20 protein-coding genes are annotated in these 17,155 nt (G+C 65.7%); 15 read left to right on the top strand and 5 right to left on the bottom strand.

Going from position 1 to position 17,155, the window contains the following annotated elements:
- Positions 1-20 precede the first annotated feature (20 nt).
- The 5 genes from lysA (at position 21) to DM450_RS13905 (ending at position 4,460) form a co-directional block, all read left to right on the top strand.
- The gene (lysA, locus tag DM450_RS13920; RefSeq protein ID WP_142635748.1) at positions 21-1,280 is read left to right on the top strand and encodes a diaminopimelate decarboxylase; all 1,260 of its coding nucleotides are present in this window, start codon (positions 21-23) and stop codon (positions 1,278-1,280) included.
- A 44-nt stretch (positions 1,281-1,324) separates the two neighbouring features.
- Positions 1,325-2,137 carry a bifunctional precorrin-2 dehydrogenase/sirohydrochlorin ferrochelatase gene (locus tag DM450_RS13915; protein ID WP_142635746.1) on the top strand — a complete coding sequence of 271 codons (813 nt, stop codon included), beginning with the start codon at positions 1,325-1,327 and terminating at the stop codon, positions 2,135-2,137.
- Between the two features lie 221 nt (positions 2,138-2,358).
- Positions 2,359-2,493, top strand: coding sequence for a hypothetical protein (locus tag DM450_RS26225; RefSeq protein ID WP_260609866.1), 135 nt, complete (start codon positions 2,359-2,361; stop codon positions 2,491-2,493).
- 54 nt (positions 2,494-2,547) lie between these two features.
- On the top strand, positions 2,548-3,531 hold the full coding sequence (locus DM450_RS13910) for a hypothetical protein (protein WP_142635744.1): 984 nt from the start codon (positions 2,548-2,550) through the stop codon (positions 3,529-3,531).
- Entirely contained in the window at positions 3,531-4,460 is a 930-nt protein-coding gene (locus tag DM450_RS13905) for a transposase (protein WP_260609865.1), read from the top strand. Before DM450_RS13910 ends, DM450_RS13905 begins: the two co-directional genes overlap by 1 nt.
- Positions 4,461-4,569: 109 nt before the next feature.
- On the opposite strand, the gene ruvX is transcribed toward DM450_RS13905, so the two are convergent.
- From ruvX to pyrE, 5 genes are read right to left on the bottom strand one after another with little or no spacing between them, the layout of a single operon-like run.
- Positions 4,570-5,055 carry a Holliday junction resolvase RuvX gene (gene ruvX, locus DM450_RS13900; RefSeq protein WP_142635740.1) on the bottom strand — a complete coding sequence of 162 codons (486 nt, stop codon included), beginning with the start codon at positions 5,053-5,055 and terminating at the stop codon, positions 4,570-4,572.
- A 19-nt stretch (positions 5,056-5,074) separates the two neighbouring features.
- A complete protein-coding gene (gene lepB, locus DM450_RS13895) occupies positions 5,075-6,013 on the bottom strand; it encodes a signal peptidase I (protein WP_142635738.1) in 939 nt (312 codons plus the stop codon).
- Positions 6,014-6,034: 21 nt separating this feature from the next.
- Positions 6,035-6,445: a holo-ACP synthase gene (gene acpS / locus DM450_RS13890; protein WP_142635736.1), complete on the bottom strand. Its 411-nt coding sequence runs from the start codon at positions 6,443-6,445 to the stop codon at positions 6,035-6,037.
- Positions 6,442-7,182, bottom strand: a complete 741-nt coding sequence (locus DM450_RS13885; RefSeq protein ID WP_142635734.1) for a pyridoxine 5'-phosphate synthase — start codon at positions 7,180-7,182, stop codon at positions 6,442-6,444. Before DM450_RS13885 ends, acpS begins: the two co-directional genes overlap by 4 nt.
- 53 nt (positions 7,183-7,235) lie before the next feature.
- Complete coding sequence (gene pyrE / locus DM450_RS13880) at positions 7,236-7,820, bottom strand: orotate phosphoribosyltransferase (protein ID WP_142635732.1); 585 nt, start codon at positions 7,818-7,820, stop codon at positions 7,236-7,238.
- A gap of 218 nt (positions 7,821-8,038) precedes the next feature.
- On the opposite strand from pyrE, the gene coxB reads away from it, so the two are divergent.
- From coxB to DM450_RS13835, 10 genes are all read left to right on the top strand, one after another.
- A complete protein-coding gene (gene coxB, locus DM450_RS13875) occupies positions 8,039-9,079 on the top strand; it encodes a cytochrome c oxidase subunit II (protein ID WP_142635730.1) in 1,041 nt (346 codons plus the stop codon).
- 28 nt (positions 9,080-9,107) lie between these two features.
- The gene (gene ctaD, locus DM450_RS13870) at positions 9,108-10,793 is read left to right on the top strand and encodes a cytochrome c oxidase subunit I (protein WP_142635727.1); all 1,686 of its coding nucleotides are present in this window, start codon (positions 9,108-9,110) and stop codon (positions 10,791-10,793) included.
- 118 nt (positions 10,794-10,911) lie between these two features.
- A complete protein-coding gene (locus DM450_RS13865; protein ID WP_142635725.1) occupies positions 10,912-11,832 on the top strand; it encodes a heme o synthase in 921 nt (306 codons plus the stop codon).
- 9 nt (positions 11,833-11,841) lie between these two features.
- Positions 11,842-12,003: a hypothetical protein gene (locus DM450_RS25855; RefSeq protein WP_185928612.1), complete on the top strand. Its 162-nt coding sequence runs from the start codon at positions 11,842-11,844 to the stop codon at positions 12,001-12,003.
- Positions 12,003-12,617, top strand: a complete 615-nt coding sequence (locus DM450_RS13860) for a cytochrome c oxidase assembly protein (protein WP_142635723.1) — start codon at positions 12,003-12,005, stop codon at positions 12,615-12,617. Before DM450_RS25855 ends, DM450_RS13860 begins: the two co-directional genes overlap by 1 nt.
- A 90-nt stretch (positions 12,618-12,707) precedes the next feature.
- Entirely contained in the window at positions 12,708-13,529 is an 822-nt protein-coding gene (locus DM450_RS13855) for a cytochrome c oxidase subunit 3 (protein WP_142635721.1), read from the top strand.
- A gap of 97 nt (positions 13,530-13,626) precedes the next feature.
- Positions 13,627-14,214 (top strand): SURF1 family cytochrome oxidase biogenesis protein, encoded by a 588-nt coding sequence (locus DM450_RS13850; protein WP_142635719.1) that lies wholly within the window; start codon positions 13,627-13,629, stop codon positions 14,212-14,214.
- A gap of 236 nt (positions 14,215-14,450) precedes the next feature.
- Positions 14,451-15,851, top strand: coding sequence for a threonine synthase (gene thrC, locus DM450_RS13845; protein WP_142635717.1), 1,401 nt, complete (start codon positions 14,451-14,453; stop codon positions 15,849-15,851).
- Positions 15,851-16,762 (top strand): class I SAM-dependent methyltransferase, encoded by a 912-nt coding sequence (locus tag DM450_RS13840; protein WP_142635715.1) that lies wholly within the window; start codon positions 15,851-15,853, stop codon positions 16,760-16,762. Before thrC ends, DM450_RS13840 begins: the two co-directional genes overlap by 1 nt.
- A 20-nt stretch (positions 16,763-16,782) precedes the next feature.
- A complete protein-coding gene (locus tag DM450_RS13835; protein ID WP_142637914.1) occupies positions 16,783-17,154 on the top strand; it encodes a dihydroneopterin aldolase in 372 nt (123 codons plus the stop codon).
- Position 17,155 lies beyond the last annotated feature (1 nt).

Here is a 17,155-nt window from a genome sequence, read left to right as displayed (position 1 = left end):
CCTCTGAGCCCGAGAACCCCATGGACCATTTTGACCTGAACAACGGCGAGCTTTTCGCCGAGAACGTGCCGCTGGCCGAAATCGCCCGCGAAGTCGGCACGCCCGTCTACGTCTATTCGCGCGCGACGCTGAGCCGCCATGCCCGGGTGTTCCGCGAGGCGCTGTCGGCGCTGCCCAGCGTGCACATCGCCTTTGCGGTCAAGTCCAACCCCAACCTTGCGGTGCTGCGCCTGCTGGCAAGCGAGGGCTACGGCGCCGACGTCGTGTCCGAAGGTGAGATGAACCGCGCGCTGGCCGCCGGCATCCCGGCGGCGGACGTGGTGTTCTCGGGCGTCGGCAAGACCCGCCGCGAACTGACCGCGGCGGTCAAGGCGGGGATAGGCCAGTTCAACCTCGAGAGCGAGGAAGAGGGCGTCGAGCTGGCCGCGATCGCCGCCGAACTGGGCCTTGTCGCCTCCTGTGCGCTCCGCGTGAACCCGGATGTCGACGCACGCACCCACGCCAAGATCTCGACCGGCAAGGCCGAGAACAAGTTCGGCGTCTCCTACGACCGCGCCGCCGGTATCTACGCCCGCCTTTCGGCGCTGCCGGGCCTCGACATGCGCGGCCTTGCCGTCCACATCGGCAGCCAGATTTCCGACCTCGAACCCTCGCGCCAGGCTTTCCTCAAGATGGGCGCGCTGATGGAGGAGATCCGCGCGGGCGGCCACAAGGTCACCCACATGGACCTCGGCGGCGGTCTCGGCGTGCCCTACAAGGCGGGCGATGCGCTGCCCACCCCGGAGGACTACGGCGCCGTGGTGGCCTCGGTCGCCAGGGACTGGGGCGTCACCCTGATGTTCGAACCGGGCCGTGTCATCACCGGCAATTCCGGTGTGCTGGTCACGGAAGTCGTGCGCGTCAAGCAGGGCACGGCGAACCCCTTTGTGGTGGTCGATGCCGCCATGAACGACCTCGCCCGCCCCGCCATGTACGATGCCTGGCATGATTTCCTGGCGGTGAAGCCCAATGGCCGGACCTTCACGGCGAACATCGTTGGCCCGATCTGCGAAAGCTCCGACACGTTCGCGATGGGCCGCGAGATCGACGAAGTCGCTGCCGGTGACCTCGCGGTGTTCCGTACCGCCGGGGCCTATGGCGCGACGATGGCCAACACCTACAACAGCCGCGCGCTGGTTCCCGAGGTGATGGTCGATGGCGACAAGTGGGCGGTCGTGGCCGAGCGTATCGAGCCTGCGACGATCCTTGCTGCCGAAACCGTGCCGGAGTGGCTGAAGTAAGGGACTGTTTCGACAAGCGCACGGCGGTGCGATAGGGTCCGGTCATGATCGACAGCCTGCCCCTGTTCCACCGCCTCTCCGCCCGCCCCGTCATTGTTCTGGGCGAGGGGGAGGGCGCCGAGGCCAAGCGCCGGCTGGTCGAGCGGGCCGGGGCCGTGGTCTTTGCCGAACTGGAGAGCGGGATCGCCGCCGGCGCCCGCCTTGCCTTCATCGCCCACGAGGAGGATGCCCGCGCCGAGGCCGATGCGTCGCGGGCCCGTGCGGCGGGACTGCTGGTCAATGCCACGGATCGGCCCGCCTTGTGCGATTTTACGGTGCCCTCGGTGCTCGACCGTTCGCCCTTGCTGGTCGCGATCGGCACCGGCGGTGCCTCGGCGGGGCTTGCCAAGCATGTCCGCTTGAGGCTCGAGGCCATTCTGCCGCCCTCGCTCGGTCATCTGGCGCGCGCGCTTCATGCCGGGCGCGGGCGCTTGCGGGCCCGGTTTCCCGATGCCGCGCAGCGTCGCCGGGTGCTGGATGAGGCCTTGCGAGCAGGGGGCGTGCTCGACCCGCTGGCGGCGGGCAGCGCCGATGCGGTCGAGGGCTGGCTGTCGGAGGAAGCGGCAGTGCGGCAGGGGGCGTGCGTGACCATTCGTTTGCGCAGCCAGGATCCCGATGATCTCACCCTGCGCGAGGCGCGCTGGCTGGGCGAGGCGGATGTGGTCTGGCATGATCCCGAAGTCGCTGCGGCGATACTGGACCGGGCCAGGGCTGATGCGGCTCGCGCTCCGGTGCCGGAGGATGAGAGTGCCTCGGCCAAGACTGCGGCGGGACTTACGGTTGTTCTTCGCGGACCTGCTGAATTTCGCGGCATCTGACTGGATTTACGCGGCCATTTGGTGATTATTTTGTCGGCGATTTGTTCGCCTGCAGTAGCGTAATATATTTCATTCCATTTGCGGTTTACAATTTCAAGGAATTAACTCACAAATTCAGTGGGTGTGCGGCACCTTTGACCAACAACGGCCGGGAGAATCGGCTGAAGGGGGACATCTTGCAGCATAATGAAGTGCTATCTTCGTCTCTTCCGCAGATCGACTTGGCCCGGATCCCTGAGCTTGATCTTGCCACGGCCCTGTTCGGTGCGCAGGATGACTTGTCGGGCCCGCAATTGATCGACGACGACCGGGCGCATCTCCTCGCCTGTCTGTACGAGCTTCATACGAGGGGCTGATCCATGGCATGGTCCGCCCGCACCGACGGGCGCAGTGACCCGCGAATGCCCGGAATGACCGCGTTCGGAGCGGGCGCGGGCGACGATCTCTGGAACGAGGGGCAGCAGCACGTGTCCGTGCTGCTTTCGCACTGGCGCGGCGCGCCCGCCGTAGCCCCGTTGTTGGAGGATCTGTGCCGTTTCGGCGACGGGCATGCGCTTGAAGCGCTGCCTGCGCTGTCCTTGGCGTTCCGGGAAACGCCGGGGGGCAAAGGCAGCGATTTCGACGCGGCGGTTGGCGATCTGGTACAGGCGCTGGTCGCCGGGCTTGCGGTCTGGCCGCTGGCGCAAGTGCCGCTGCGTCACAGCCATGCAGCCGCTGCCGGCTCGCTTGTTCTGGCTTCCTCCGGACGTGCCAGTCTGGCGCTGGCGGTGTGGGACGTCGATACCGGGCCTGACGCTGGCCCTGAATCTGGGGCTGGCATGTTGCGTGCGGCCGAGTTCGCGCCGGTCGAAAGCTGGCTGAGGGTCCTGCGCGGCAGCGCGCGGGCGGAGCGGCTCGTCCGGCGGGCGCAAGGTGCTGGCGGCGGTATCTTGTCCGAGCCGTTGGTGCTCACGGCCGGCATGGTCGTGCCGCACTGCGGCCTACGCGAGGCGGTTCACGTGCAAGGGTCACTTGTTGCGCTGCGGTTGCAGCGGGCGCTTTTCCGCGATGAGCCGGTGCAGGTCCGGGCGGTCGGTGACGGCGGCACGGTTCGGCGCACTGCGGCATGTGCCGAGCAGAGCCGCCTCGAACTGGCGATGGCGGCCATCACCGCGATGGAACGGCGCGATGCGATACCGGCCTTGTCGCGCATCGCCGGGGGCAACGGGCCGAAGGCGCTGCGCTGGGCTGCCCTGAAGGCTGCGCTCGGGCTTGATACGCGGGCCGGGATGGTGCTGCTGGGCGCGCTGGCCTCCAGCGATGACGATGCGCTTTCGGTGCCTGCGCGGCGTCTCCATGGCCAGTTGCTGGGCGAATGGCCCGAACTCGAAAGGGTGGCGCAGTGGCGCGGGTGATGACGCGCCGCGATCCCGCCTCGGCAACGCTGGCCGAATGCGCGGAGGCGCTGGCTACCTGGGGTTTCGATCCGCACGAGGAGGAAAGCCTCGCCCACGCGGCCAGTTGGCTCCAGCGGCTGGGCAATGACCGGCAGTTCCTCGGCGATATGCTGATAGACATGCTGGATGGCCTCACTCCTGCTCCCGAAGGGGCGGATGCCCTGGCCGGCAGCGGGCCGCGCACGATCATGCTGGTTCCTCCCGGTCCCGGCCATTTCCTGATCCGCGCCCGGGTCTGGCTACCGGCGCAGGACCGCCTGTTCCAGCGCAGCGGCGCGGCGGCCTGCGGATACGGGCAGGCGCACGACTTTGCCGGGGATGTCCTTACCCTGGGCTATTTCGGGCCCGGTTATCTCGGCGAGGACTACGAATACGAGGAGGCCGTACCGGCAGGCTATCCGGGCGAGCGTGTGGCGCTGCGTTTTGTCGGCCGCGGATTGCTGGAGCAGGGGCGGCTGCTGCACTATCGCAGCCAGCGCGACGTGCAGCTACGCCATCCGCCCGAGGCTCTGTCGCTGTCCATCGATCTTGAGCACACCCATCCCGAGCAGAGCTGGCGCAGCCGGCACGATTTCGCGCTGGTCAGGGAGCGACAGGGTGGCGGCGTGTGCGGGCACGTCACAGGCCTGAACGGCCATGGGCCGAGCGAATGCCTGTTGCGCATAGCCCTCGGCCTCGGGGCCGAGGGGGCTGAGGCGCTCGCGGCGCATTTCGGCAGGCACCATGGCAGCGAGCGGATGCGGCTGGTCGCCTGGCAGGCGCTTGCCGCGCAGGCAGGTGATGACGCCGCGCGTGACACAGTCTGGCGGGCGGCGGAGCAATGCGGCAGCCGGTTGGTTGCGGGGGTTGCCGGCCGGAGGCGGGCCGCTCTGGATGAGGCCAGCTAAGGGGCAGGCGTTGCTCCGCCTTGAAAGAGGCCCGCTCTTCCTGCGGCTTCGCGCCTTGCTGGCGCAGCTTGCCGGGCAACCGTGGTAATACGCAATGTGTCCAGGCCGCCTAGAACATGCCTCCGGCCAGCGCGTCGATCGCGCCCTGGAGGATTACGGCGGCGGCGGCGGAATCGATGCGGGTTGCGCGCTTGGCGCGGCTCATGTCCTGTTCGATCAGCCCGCGTTCGGCGCCGCTGGTCGACCAGCGCTCGTCCCACAGCAGGATCGGCAGGCCGAGCACGGCAAGATTGCGGGCGTAGGCCCGGCTCGACTGCGCGCGGGGGCCCGAAGAGCCGTCCATGTTGAGCGGCAGGCCGATGACGATGCCCTTGATCGACCGTTCGCGGATCAGTTCCTCGAGCAGGGGCTTGTCGGCGCCGAACTTGCCGCGCTTGATCGTCTTGCCGGGCGAGGCGAAGCGCCAGCCGGGATCGCAGAACGCGGTGCCGATGGTCTGGGTGCCGAGGTCGAGCCCCAGCAGCGCGCCGCCGGTTTCCGGCAGGGCATCGCGGTATTCGAGCGCGCCGGTGGTGATCACGGTGTCCTGGGTCATCGCTTGGCTGCCTCTTCCGTTACTTCCAGGCCTTGGTCTCATCGACCGGCGGGCGCAGGCTGGTAAAGCTGCGGCCCTTGCGCAGGGCCTTCCACCAGGTCAGCGGGTTCCAGGTCTGGGTGCCGTCCAGCGAGAAAGTGATGAACTCGGCGCGGCCGCCGATATCGGTGACCGGTACCGGCCCGCCGAGGCCGCCGCTGGGCTGGCCGAACATGTCGGTTTCGAACGGCGCGCGGCTGTCGGCCGAACGGTCACGGTCGTCGCCCATCAGGAAGACGTGGCCGGCAGGCACGGTGATCTCGTGGTAGTTGTCGAGTTCCTGGTCGATATAGTCGATGACGTCGAACTGGGCGCCGTTGGGCAGGGTCTCGCGGTAGGTCGGCAGCTCGTAGACTTCCTTGCCGCTGGGCAGGCGGGTGCGATAACGCTCGAAGCCGTCGTAGCAGTGGCCAGGTTCGGGATCGCCCTCGCAGCGTAGTGCATCGTCGGCGGGAATGCGCACCGGCGGTTCCATTTCGCGCGGCACGAAGGTGCCGTTGAGGCGGATGCGGCCGTCGATCACGGCGATACGGTCGCCGGGGCGGGCGACCACGCGCTTGATGAGGTCGGCCTTGCGGTTGCCCGGCACGACGATGACGATGTCGCCATATTCGGGGGTATGCTCGAACAGGTGCCAGGTGCCGCGCGGCAACAGGTGAAAGCTGATCGAGGACCAGTTCCAGCCATAGGGATACTTCGACACGACCAGCCGGTCACCGACCAGCAGGTTCGGCATCATCGAGATCGAGGGGATGTAGAACGGTTTGGCCAAGAGCGAATGGAACGCCAGCACGCCCAGCAGCATCAGCGCGAGCCCGCGCAGCTCCTGGAACCAGTTGACCTTGTCCGGCTTGCGCCCGGCGGCGGCCGGATCGGCAGAGGGCTTGGGAGCCGGAGGCTTGGGGATGTCGTCGGCCATGTCCAGGGCGCAAAACTCGTATCAGGAGGTAGGGAGGGGGCGTGCTTCGATGATCACGAAGGCCTGGGCCCATGGGTGGTCGTCGGTGAGCGTGAGGTGAATGAAGGCCTCGTGACCGGCGGGAGTCATGGCATCGAGCCGGTCCTTCGCCCCGCCCGTCAGCGCCAGTGTCGGGGCGCCGGAAGGGGCATTGACGACGCCGATGTCCTTCATGAACACGCCCGCCTTGAAACCGGTGCCAACCGCCTTGGAGAACGCTTCCTTGGCTGCGAATCGCTTGGCCAGCGTGCCCGCCACGGTGTGCGGCCGGCGTGCCGCCTTGGCCTGCTCGGCCGCGGTGAAGACGCGTTGCAGGAAACGCTCGCCATAGCGGTCGAGCGAACTGCGGATCCGCTCGATGTTGCACAAGTCCGAGCCGAGGCCGATGATCATCGCACTTCGTCCATCAGCATGCGCATCTTCTTCACGCTCGCGTCGAGCCCGGTGAAAATCGCTTCGCCGATCAGGTAATGGCCGATGTTGAGTTCGGCGAGTTGCGGGATCGCGGCGATCGGCTGGACGTTTTCGTAAGTGAGGCCGTGGCCTGCATGCGGCTCGATGCCGTTCTTGGCGGCAAGCGCGGCCATGTCGACGATGCGGCGCAGTTCGGCCGCCACCTGTTCGCCTTGGGCATGGGCATATTCACCGGTGTGGAACTCCACCACCGGGGCGCCGAGCTTCATCGCCGCCTCGATCTGGCGGGCCTCGGGGGCGATGAACAGACTGACGCGGATGCCCGCGTCCGCGAGCCGGGCGACGATCGGGGCGAGGCGGTTGTGCTGCCCCGCCGCGTCGAGCCCGCCCTCGGTCGTGCGTTCCTCGCGGCGCTCGGGCACGATGCAGGCCGCGTGCGGGCGGTGCCGCAGCGCGATGGCCAGCATCTCGTCGGTCGCCGCCATCTCGAGGTTGATCGGCAGCCCGGTGGCCGAGGCTACGCGTTCGAGATCCTCGTCGCGGATATGGCGGCGGTCCTCGCGCAAGTGCACGGTGATGCCGTCACCCCCCGCCTGCGCCACGATCTGTGCGGCGCGGGCCGGATCGGGATGCTCGCCGCCGCGCGCGTTGCGGATGGTGGCGACGTGGTCGATATTGACGCCGAGGCGCAGGCGGGAAGGTGTCAGGACGTTCATTCGCTTATCCGAGCTATTTGTCCGAATCCGGGGCTGGCCCCAGGGGCAAGGCGTCAGGGCTTCGCGCGGCTGCCCGGCTTGACGGCAGGGGTGGCGGCCAGTTCCGGCGGCAGTTCGTCGGGCGCGTAAGTCGGGAAGTTCAGCGCGACGAGCGGGAAGAACGGCACGCCGAGATCGACCGAGCCGCCCGAACGGTCGACCAGCGAGGCGGCCGCGATCACTTCGCCGCCGGCTTCCTCGATCGCCTTGATGGCTTCGCGGCTGGAGAGGCCGGTGGTGACCACGTCCTCGACCATCAGCACTTTGTCGCCCGGCTCGAGGCTGAAGCCGCGGCGCAGTTCGAAAGTCCCGGTCGGGCGCTCGACAAACATCGCGTCGACTTGCAGCGCGCGGCCCATTTCCTGGCCGATGATGACGCCGCCCATGGCCGGCGAGACGACCTTGTCGATGCTCTTGCGAATATCGTGGGGGAGTTTTGCAGCGATCGCCACGGCGAGTCGCCCGGCCCGGTCGGGGTTCATCAGCACGCGCGCGCACTGCAGGTAGTGTGCGCTGTGACGGCCCGAGGAAAGCAGGAAATGCCCTTCAAGCAAGGCCTTGCTGGCGCGGAACTCGGCGAGGACTTCTTCTTCCTGCATCGGGGTGTAATCCTTTGGTGCAATTTGCAATGTTCGGGCACGTTATCGCGCCGGCATGGAGCGAAAATCCCCTAGAGGCGCTTGAGACAAGCGGCAAGGCCGCGTATAGCCCCATGAGAAGGGGGGCAAAAGCCTCCGCGACAGGGGTGCGCGTTTGGGAGGCGACTCACTGAGACGTGTCTCTTGCGCGAATAAGAAAACGGGAAAGCGCTATATCCATGACAGTGGGCAAGACCGTTCGTAATTGGGGTGAGGCTGCAAGGGCCTTTGGATTGACAGTTTCCGCATTGGCGACCGTTTTCGGCGGCTCTGCGGCCGCGCGTGCGGCAGATGCTGCAGCGGGCACGGTGGCGGCCGGCTATACGCCGATGAAGCCGACCCCCGGCATCGGCATGCCGGTGCCCGGCGCCATGGGGCTGCAGCAGCAGTTTTCGCCCACCGGCGAATACGGCGCCTGGATCCACCATGGATTGCTCTGGGTGATGGGCCTGATCTGCCTGTTCGTGCTGATCCTGCTGCTGATCATCGTCGTGCGGTTCAATCGCCGTGCCAATCCGGTGCCATCGAAGACCAGCCACAACACCGTTCTCGAAGTGGTGTGGACGCTGCTTCCGGTGCTGATCCTGGTGGGCATCGCGATTCCCTCGATCGACCTCATCGCCAAGCAGTACAAGCCCGCGCCCAAGACCGCGCTGACCATCAAGGTCACCGGCAACCAGTGGTTCTGGACTTACGGCTACCCGGACAACGGTGATTTCGAAGTCGTCTCGAACATGCTGAACATTCCCGGCCAGCCGGTGATCAACAACGGCGTGCGCGAGGTCGGCTCGAAGCCCTGGGACGGCCCCTCGCACCTCGAGGTCGACAACCGCATGGTCGTGCCGGTGGGCGAACCGATCCGCCTGCAGATTACCGCGGCCGACGTGATCCACTCGTTCGCCGTGCCCTCGCTGTGGTTCAAGCTTGACGCAGTTCCCGGCCGCATCAACGAGAAGGTCCTCGTGGTCGAGAAGCCGGGCGTCTATTACGGCCAGTGTTCCGAACTGTGCGGCGCCAAGCACGGCTACATGCCGATCGCGGTCGAGGCGCTGCCCCGCCCGCAGTACGACGCCTGGGTCCTGACCCACGCCGGCGGCGTGATCGACAGCCGGGTCAAGGCCGCACCGGCGGCTCCCGCTGCCAAGGCCGAACCGGCCGCAGCCGCCACGGCGGAAGCATCGCAGGCTCCCGCCGGCGATGCCGCCGCAGCTGCCGAATAAGCGCGAATTGAAGGACAGGGCCTAGACCATGGCAACCACAGCAGACCACTTCCAGGCGCACGGCGACGGGCATGGGCACGCCGATCACGATCACAAGCCAAGCTTCTTCGCGCGTTGGTTCATGTCGACCAACCACAAGGACATCGGCACGATGTACCTGATCTTCGCGATTTTCGCGGGGATCGTCGGCGGCGCCGTATCGGGCGTGATGCGCGCCGAGCTGGCCGAACCGGGTATCCAGTACCTCGGCTTCTTCGCCAGGCTGGTGGGCGACAACCCGGACGACTTCAATGCCACCCTGCACATGTGGAACGTGCTGATCACCGCTCACGGCCTGATCATGGTGTTCTTCATGGTCATGCCCGCGATCATTGGCGGTTTCGGCAACTGGTTCGTGCCGATCATGATCGGCGCGCCGGACATGGCCTTCCCGCGCATGAACAATATCTCGTTCTGGCTGACGGTGGCGGGCTTCTGTTCGCTGATGTTCTCGGCCTTTGTGCCGGGCGGAACCGGCATGGGCGCGGGAACCGGCTGGACCGTCTATGCGCCGCTTTCCACCTCGGGCTCGGTGGGCCCGGCGGTCGACTTCGGCATCTTCTCGCTCCACCTTGCCGGTGCCGGCTCGATCATGGGCGCGATCAACTTCATCACCACCATCTTCAACATGCGCGCGCCTGGCATGACCATGCACAAGATGCCGCTGTTTGTCTGGTCGGTGCTGGTCACCGCCTTCCTGCTGCTGCTCTCGCTGCCGGTCCTGGCCGCAGCGATCACCATGCTGCTGACCGACCGCAATTTCGGCACGACCTTCTTCGATCCGGCGGGCGGTGGTGATCCGGTGCTCTACCAGCACCTGTTCTGGTTCTTCGGCCACCCTGAAGTCTACATCATGATCCTGCCGGGCTTCGGCATCATCTCGCAGATCATCTCGACCTTCTCGAAGAAGCCGGTGTTCGGTTACCTGGGCATGGCCTATGCGATGGTGGCGATCGGCGTGGTCGGGTTCATCGTCTGGGCACACCACATGTATGCGACCGGCCTTTCGGTGAACACCAAGATGTACTTCACCGCCGCCACCATGGTGATTGCGGTGCCCACCGGTATCAAGATCTTCTCGTGGATCGCGACGATGTGGGGCGGTTCGGTCGAGTTCAAGAGCCCGATGGTCTGGGCGATCGGCTTCATTTTCCTGTTCACCGTGGGCGGCGTCACCGGCGTCTACCTTGCCAACGGCGGCGTCGACGACGTGGTGCATGACACCTATTACGTGGTCGCGCATTTCCACTACGTGCTTTCGCTGGGCGCGGTAACGGCGCTCTTTGCGGGTTTCTATTACTGGTTCCCGAAGATGAGCGGGCGGATGCACTCCGAGTTCCTGGCCCACGTGCATTTCTGGGTCTTCTTTGTGGGCGTGAACATGATCTTCTTCCCGATGCACTTCCTCGGGCTGCAGGGCATGCCACGTCGTTACCCCGACTATGCCGAGGCCTATGCGCACTGGAACTATGTCGCCACGATCGGCTACATGGTCATGGCGGTGAGCATCGGGGTGTGGCTGGTGAACATCCTCTATGCCTTCGTCGCCGGCAAGAAGGCCTCGGACAACTACTGGGGGGAAGGCGCCACTACGCTGGAGTGGACGCTGACCAGCCCGCCGCCGTTCCACCAGTTCGAGACGCTGCCTGTCATCGGCGAGACGGCGCACCACTAAACCGCATTCGCGCCGCTGCCTCGGGACCATTTTCGGGGCGGCGTCCGGACACGGTTTTATGCTCTGGTTTACGCAGGCCTCGCTTTTTGGAGGCCTGCGGGTGTATGGGCCCGGAACCATGACCACCACGAGTTCTTCTTCGACGGCCGCGACCTCGCTTCCGGCCGACTGGCGCGACCTGATCGCGCTGACCAAGCCGCGCGTCATCAGTCTTGTGATCTTCACCGGCCTGTGCGGGCTGCTGGCCGCGCCCGGAGCCATCCACCCGGTATTGGGCTTCACCGCGATCCTGTGCATCGCCATGGGGGCAGGCGGTGCCGCTGCGCTCAACCAGTGGTGGGAGGCGGACCTCGACGCGGGCATGAAGCGCACGGCGAATCGTCCGCTGCCGCAAGGCCGGCTCGATCGCACGACCGCGCGTGATTTCGCGGGCGTGCTCTGCGCGGTTTCGGTCTTCCTGATGGGTTTTGCAGTCGGCTGGCTGCCGGCGGCGATCCTTGCCATCTCGATCTTCTATTATTCCGTGGTCTACACTATCTGGCTCAAGCCGCGCACGCCCCAGAATATCGTCATCGGCGGTGGTGCAGGCGCTTTCCCGCCGCTGATCGGCTGGGTCGCGGTGACCGGCCATGTCACCATGATGCCGGTACTTCTGTTCGCAATCATCTTCTTCTGGACGCCGCCGCACTTCTGGGCGCTGGCCCTGTTCGTGAAGAGTGACTACGCCAAGGTCGGCATTCCGATGATGCCGGTCGTGGCCGGCGAAAAGTCGACCCGCCGCCAGATCCTGGCCTATGCCGTACTGCTGCTGCCGCTGACGGCGGCGCCCTGGTGGATCGGTGGGACCGGCGCTTTCTACGGCATTTCCGCGCTGGTGCTGTCCGGCCTGTTCCTGCTCCTGTCGATCCGCGTGGGTCTGCGCGAACGCGACGGGGCCGAGGACAGGATGAAGCCGGAGAAGCAGCTTTTCGCTTATTCGATTCTCTACCTCTTTGTGCTGTTCGCGGCACTGGTGGTGGATCGCTTCATCATGCTTTGAGGAGAGGACATGACGCAGCCCAGCAAGACGGAGCCCGCGCAGGGCGAGGTCGTCCAGGCCGATCCGCGCACGCCTGAGCAGATCCGCCGCAGCCGCAACAAGGTGCTCGGCCTCAGTCTGGCGGCTTTTGTGGTCCTGGTGTTCCTGATTTCCATCGCGAAGATGGGCTGATGTCCGGGGTGGCAGGCGAGGGGAAGGGAACGCGCAGCAATCGGCGTGTTGCGTTCATCGCCCTGTCGATGGCGGTAGGAATGCTGGGGCTGGGGTTCGCCTCGGTGCCGCTTTACCGGATCTTCTGCCAGGTGACCGGTTATGGCGGTACCACCCGCCGGGTCGACGAGGCGCAGGCCGCCGCTGTCCAGGGTGTGGGCAAGACGATGTCGATCCGCTTCGACGCCAATGTCGAGCGCGGCATGCCCTGGCAGTTCAAGCCGCTCCAGCGTACCGATACGGTGACCATCGGCGAGCGCGACATGGCGCTGTTCTGGGCGAAGAACGATTCCGGCAAGGTCATCACCGGTACTGCCAGCTTCAACGTGGAGCCCGAGCAGGCGGCGCGCTACTTCAACAAGATCCAGTGCTTCTGCTTCACTTCGCAGACCCTGCAGCCGGGGGAGGCCGTGAAGATGCCGGTGATCTATTACGTCGATCCGGCCATCCTGAACGATCCCGACAACAAGGACGTGCAGCAGATCACGCTGAGCTACACCTTCCACGTTACCGGCATCGCCGATGCGACGGCGGGCGATGCGAAGGCACTGGACCGCAAGCAAACGGGCGGTTAAGGCTTTGCCCAAGAAATAAATCACGGGGGGAACCAAGCTCCCCCGCAAAGATTCGAACAGGCAGATTCGAGCAACGGGGACGAAGGCGCCATGGCCGGTACCAAGAACCACGATTATCACATCCTTCCGCCGGACATCGCGCCGCTGGCGACCACGATCGGCGCATTGACGTTCACCACCGGCATGGTGCTGTTCATGCACAAGATGCCGGGCGGGGCCTTCGTGCCATGGCTCGGCCTGGCGATCCTGCTGGCCTCGATGTTCATGTGGTTCTCGAAGATCGTGGGCGAGGCCCATGCCGGCGATCATACGCCGGTGGTGCAGTTGCACCAGCGCTACGGCATGATCCTGTTCATCGCCTCGGAAGTGATGTTTTTCGTCGGCTGGTTCTGGGCCTTCTTCGATTTCTCGCTGTTCCCCTCGACCATCGCCGAGGTGGTGGGCGGTCAGTGGCCGCCCAAGGCGATCGAGGCGGTCATGGATCCTTTCGCGCTGCCGCTGCTCAACACGCTGATCCTGCTGTGCTCGGGCACCACGGTGACCTGGGCGCACCATTCGCTGATCCATGGCGATCGTGACGGCCTGAAGAAGGGCCTCTGGGCGACGATCCTGCTTGGCCTGCTGTTCTCCACCATCCAGGCTTACGAGTATCTCCACGCCCCGTTCCCCTTCGGTCAGAACACTTATGGTTCGGCCTTCTACATGGCGACGGGTTTTCATGGCTTCCACGTGATCGTCGGCACCATCATGCTGATCGTCTGCCTGAAGCGCGCCTACAACGGCGATTTCACGCCGCGCCAGCACTTCGGGTTCGAGGCGGCGGCGTGGTACTGGCACTTCGTCGACGTCGTGTGGCTGTTCCTCTTCGTCGCCGTCTACGTCTGGGGCGGCTGGGGTTATCCTACGCACTGAGGCTGACTCACTGATCCTTCGCAAGGATCGCACCCATTTCGAAAGGGCAGCTGGAGTGATGCTTCGGCTGCCCTTCTCGCATCAGGACACCCGGCAAATGCCCCGCATCCCCATCGTGCCTACGCTGATCGTCCTCGCCGCCGTCGCGGTCATGGTGAAGCTGGGCTTCTGGCAGCTCGATCGGTTGCAGCAGAAGGAAGCTCTGCTTCGCGAATATGCCTTCGCCAGGGCCAGCCCGCAGGTTGTCGATTTTGAGCACGACCTGCTTGTGGACGGCCCGGGCTTGTACGGAAAGGTAGCGCTCGACTGCACGAAGGTAGGCCCCGACCAACCTCTTGCCGGACGAAATGCTCATGGCGAACCCGGTTGGGCGCACCAGTTCGATTGCGCCTTTCCGATGCGTCTCAAAGGGGAGGCCCACCGCAACGTCGTCATCGGCTGGAGCAATTCGCCTGCCGTGGTCGAATGGCACGGCGGCCGCGTCGTAGGCACGCTTTCCCCGGACAGGGACCATGGCGAGCGCGTGATCGCCGATCCGCCGCTCGGCGGACTGGAGGCCAATGCCAAGCCTGATCCTTCCGAAATTCCCAACAACCACCTCGCTTACGCCGTCCAGTGGTTCCTTTTTGCCGCCACGGCGCTGGTGATTTACGGGCTGGCTTTGCTGAAGCGCGGGCGCAAGTAATGAAGGAATATCGGGAATTCGCCTGGTCCCGTCATGCCAGCGTAACCGCAGGGAACGGATGACGGGAGCGGGGAGCGGAAGCAAGGGGCTGGCTTCGATCCTGTTCCGGGCCGCAGGGCAAGCCCGCAGCGATCCTTTTTCCCGGCGGCCCGGCTTTTCCCCCCTTTAGGAATTGTTCGTGCGCCAGCCCAATGACAGGCTTTTCATTTCGCGTCCCTGCGGCTAACCGCGCGGGCATGGACTATATCAGCACCCGCGGCAGCGCACCGGCGCTCGACTTCGAAGGCGCCACGCTCGCCGGTCTCGCATCCGACGGCGGCCTCTATGTGCCGCGGGAGTGGCCGCGCTTTTCGGCCGACGAGATCGCTGCGATGGCGGGGCTGCCCTATGCCGAGCTGGCTGCCAAGGTCATGTTCCCCTTTGTCGAGGGCAGCCTGACCTACGATCGCCTGCTGGAACTGACCACACAGGCCTACGGCCGCTTCGCCCACAAGGCGGTGACGCCGCTCAAGCAATTGGACGAGCAGCAGTGGGTGCTGGAACTGTTCCACGGCCCGACGCTCGCGTTCAAGGACGTCGCGCTGCAACTGCTGGGCCTGCTCTTCGAGGAATTCCTCGGCCGTTCGGAGCGTAACCTGACCATCGTCGGCGCGACCTCGGGCGATACCGGCTCGGCGGCGATCGACGCGGTGGCGGGCCGTGCCAAGGTCGATATCTTCATGCTGCACCCCAAGGGCCGCGTGTCCGACGTGCAGCGCCGCCAGATGACCACGGTGCTGGCGCCCAACGTCCACAACATCGCCATCGACGGCTCGTTCGACGACGCGCAGGCGACCGTGAAGCGCATGTTCAACGACAAGGCGATGACCGATCGTTTCGCCATCGGCGCGGTGAACTCGATCAACTGGGCGCGCCTGATGGCGCAGGTGGTCTATTACTTCGCCGCTGGACTCCAGTTGGGCGCGCCGCACCGCAAGGTTGCCTTCTCGGTGCCGACCGGAAACTTCGGCGATGTCTTCGCCGGATATGTCGCCGCGCAGATGGGCCTGCCGGTCGAGAAGCTGATCGTTGCCACCAACGTCAACGACATCCTTCACCGCGCGCTGGCAGACGGCGACTACTCGCAGGGCACGGTAACGCCGACCGCGGCGCCCTCGATGGACATCCAGGTTTCGTCGAACTTCGAACGCCTGCTGTTCGACCTCGGCGGCCGTGACGGCAAGGCGCTGGCCGAGCAGATGGCCGGGTTCGAGGCGACCAAGGCCATGCAATTGACCAATGCGCAGCGGGAAGGCGCCGCCGCGCTGTTCTCGTCGGCCCGCACCGACGCCGACGAAATGGCCCAGGCCATCCGCTGGGCCTGGGAGAACTGTGGCGAGCTGATCGATCCGCACACCGCCTGCGGCCTCTTCGCCGCCCGCACCGCCGGTATCGATGCCAAGGTTCCGGTCGTCACGCTGGCGACCGCGCATCCGGCCAAGTTCCCCGATGCGGTCGAGCGCGCAACCGGGCAGCGCTCGGGCCTGCCTGCACGCGTCGGCGACCTGTTCGAACGTGAGGAGAAGTGCGTCGACCTGACCGGCGACTACGAATCGATCGCCGATTTCGTGGCCCAGCACGCGAGCCCGAAGATCTGATGGCACGCCTGGAAACCCAACCCGTCATCCTCGCCGGAGAGGGCTGGGACGATTATGGCCTTGTCGATTCGGGGCACGGCCGCAAGCTGGAGCGCTATGGCGACTACCGCTTCGTGCGCCCCGAACCGCAGGCGATGTGGACCCCGCGCCTTGAAAACTGGGACGCGCACGGTGAATTCGTACCCGGATCGGACGAGGACGGCGGTGGCAGGTGGCAGTTCGACAAGCCGGTGCCGCGCGAAGGCTGGCCGCTCTCGTGGAACGAAGTCAGCTTCACCGCGCAGTGCACGCCGTTCCGCCATCTCGGCTTCTTCCCGGACATGGCGCCGGTGTGGGACTGGATGCGCGAAATGCTTGCGGGCAGGAGCGATGCCAACACGCTGAACCTGTTCGGCTATACCGGGGTCGGCACCATGGCGCTTTCGGCGCATGGCCCGGTGACGCACGTCGATGCCTCGAAGAAGTCGGTCGGTCAGGCGCGCGAGAACGCGGCGCTGGCGGGCCTGGAGGATCGCCCGGTCCGCTGGCTGATCGACGATGCCGCCAAGTTTGCCGCGCGCGAAGTGCGCCGGGGCAAGCGTTATGACGGCATCATCCTCGATCCGCCCAAGTTCGGCCGTGGTCCCACCGGCGAGACATGGCGTCTGGAAGAGAACCTGCCCGGCCTGCTGGCCGATTGCCGCCAGTTGCTCGACGCCGACAGCAAGTTCCTGTTCCTCACCGTCTATGCCGTGCGCATGTCTTCGCTGGCGCTGGCCGGGCTGATGGAGGAACTGTTCCGCGACCTGCCCGGAACCATCGAGCACGGCGACCTTTCGGTGCGCGAGGACAACCTTCGACAGGCTCAGGATCAGCGGGAAGGCCGCTTGCTGCCGACGGCAATCTTCGCACGCTGGCGCAATAACGGCTAAGGGCCTGAGCCATGACCGCCATCACCGATTCGCTTATCCTCGAAGTCGCCGATTTCGAACACGACGTTCTCACCGGGATCTACTCGGAAGAGACCGGTAAGCCGCAGCCGCTGCGCTTCACCATCCAGGTCTCGATGAAGCCGATCGACCGCTACACGCCCGACACGCCGCTGACCGAGAGCAAGAACTACATGGATCTCAAGTTCGCGGCCAGCGATGCGCTGCCCGCCGGGGTCCATTTCAAGCTGATCGAGGCGGTGGCCGATCACGTCTGCGAGACTTTGTTCCTGCAGGACGCGCGGATCACCGCGGTGACAGTGAAGATCGTCAAGCTCGCCATTGCCGAAGCGGGCGAGAAGATCGGCATCACGCTCACCCGGCAGCGCCGCTGAG

It is taken from the genome of Sphingomonas sp. IC081, assembly GCF_006874585.1.
Lineage (GTDB): Bacteria > Pseudomonadota > Alphaproteobacteria > Sphingomonadales > Sphingomonadaceae > Novosphingobium.
This window is presented reverse-complemented; position numbering and strand designations above follow the sequence as displayed.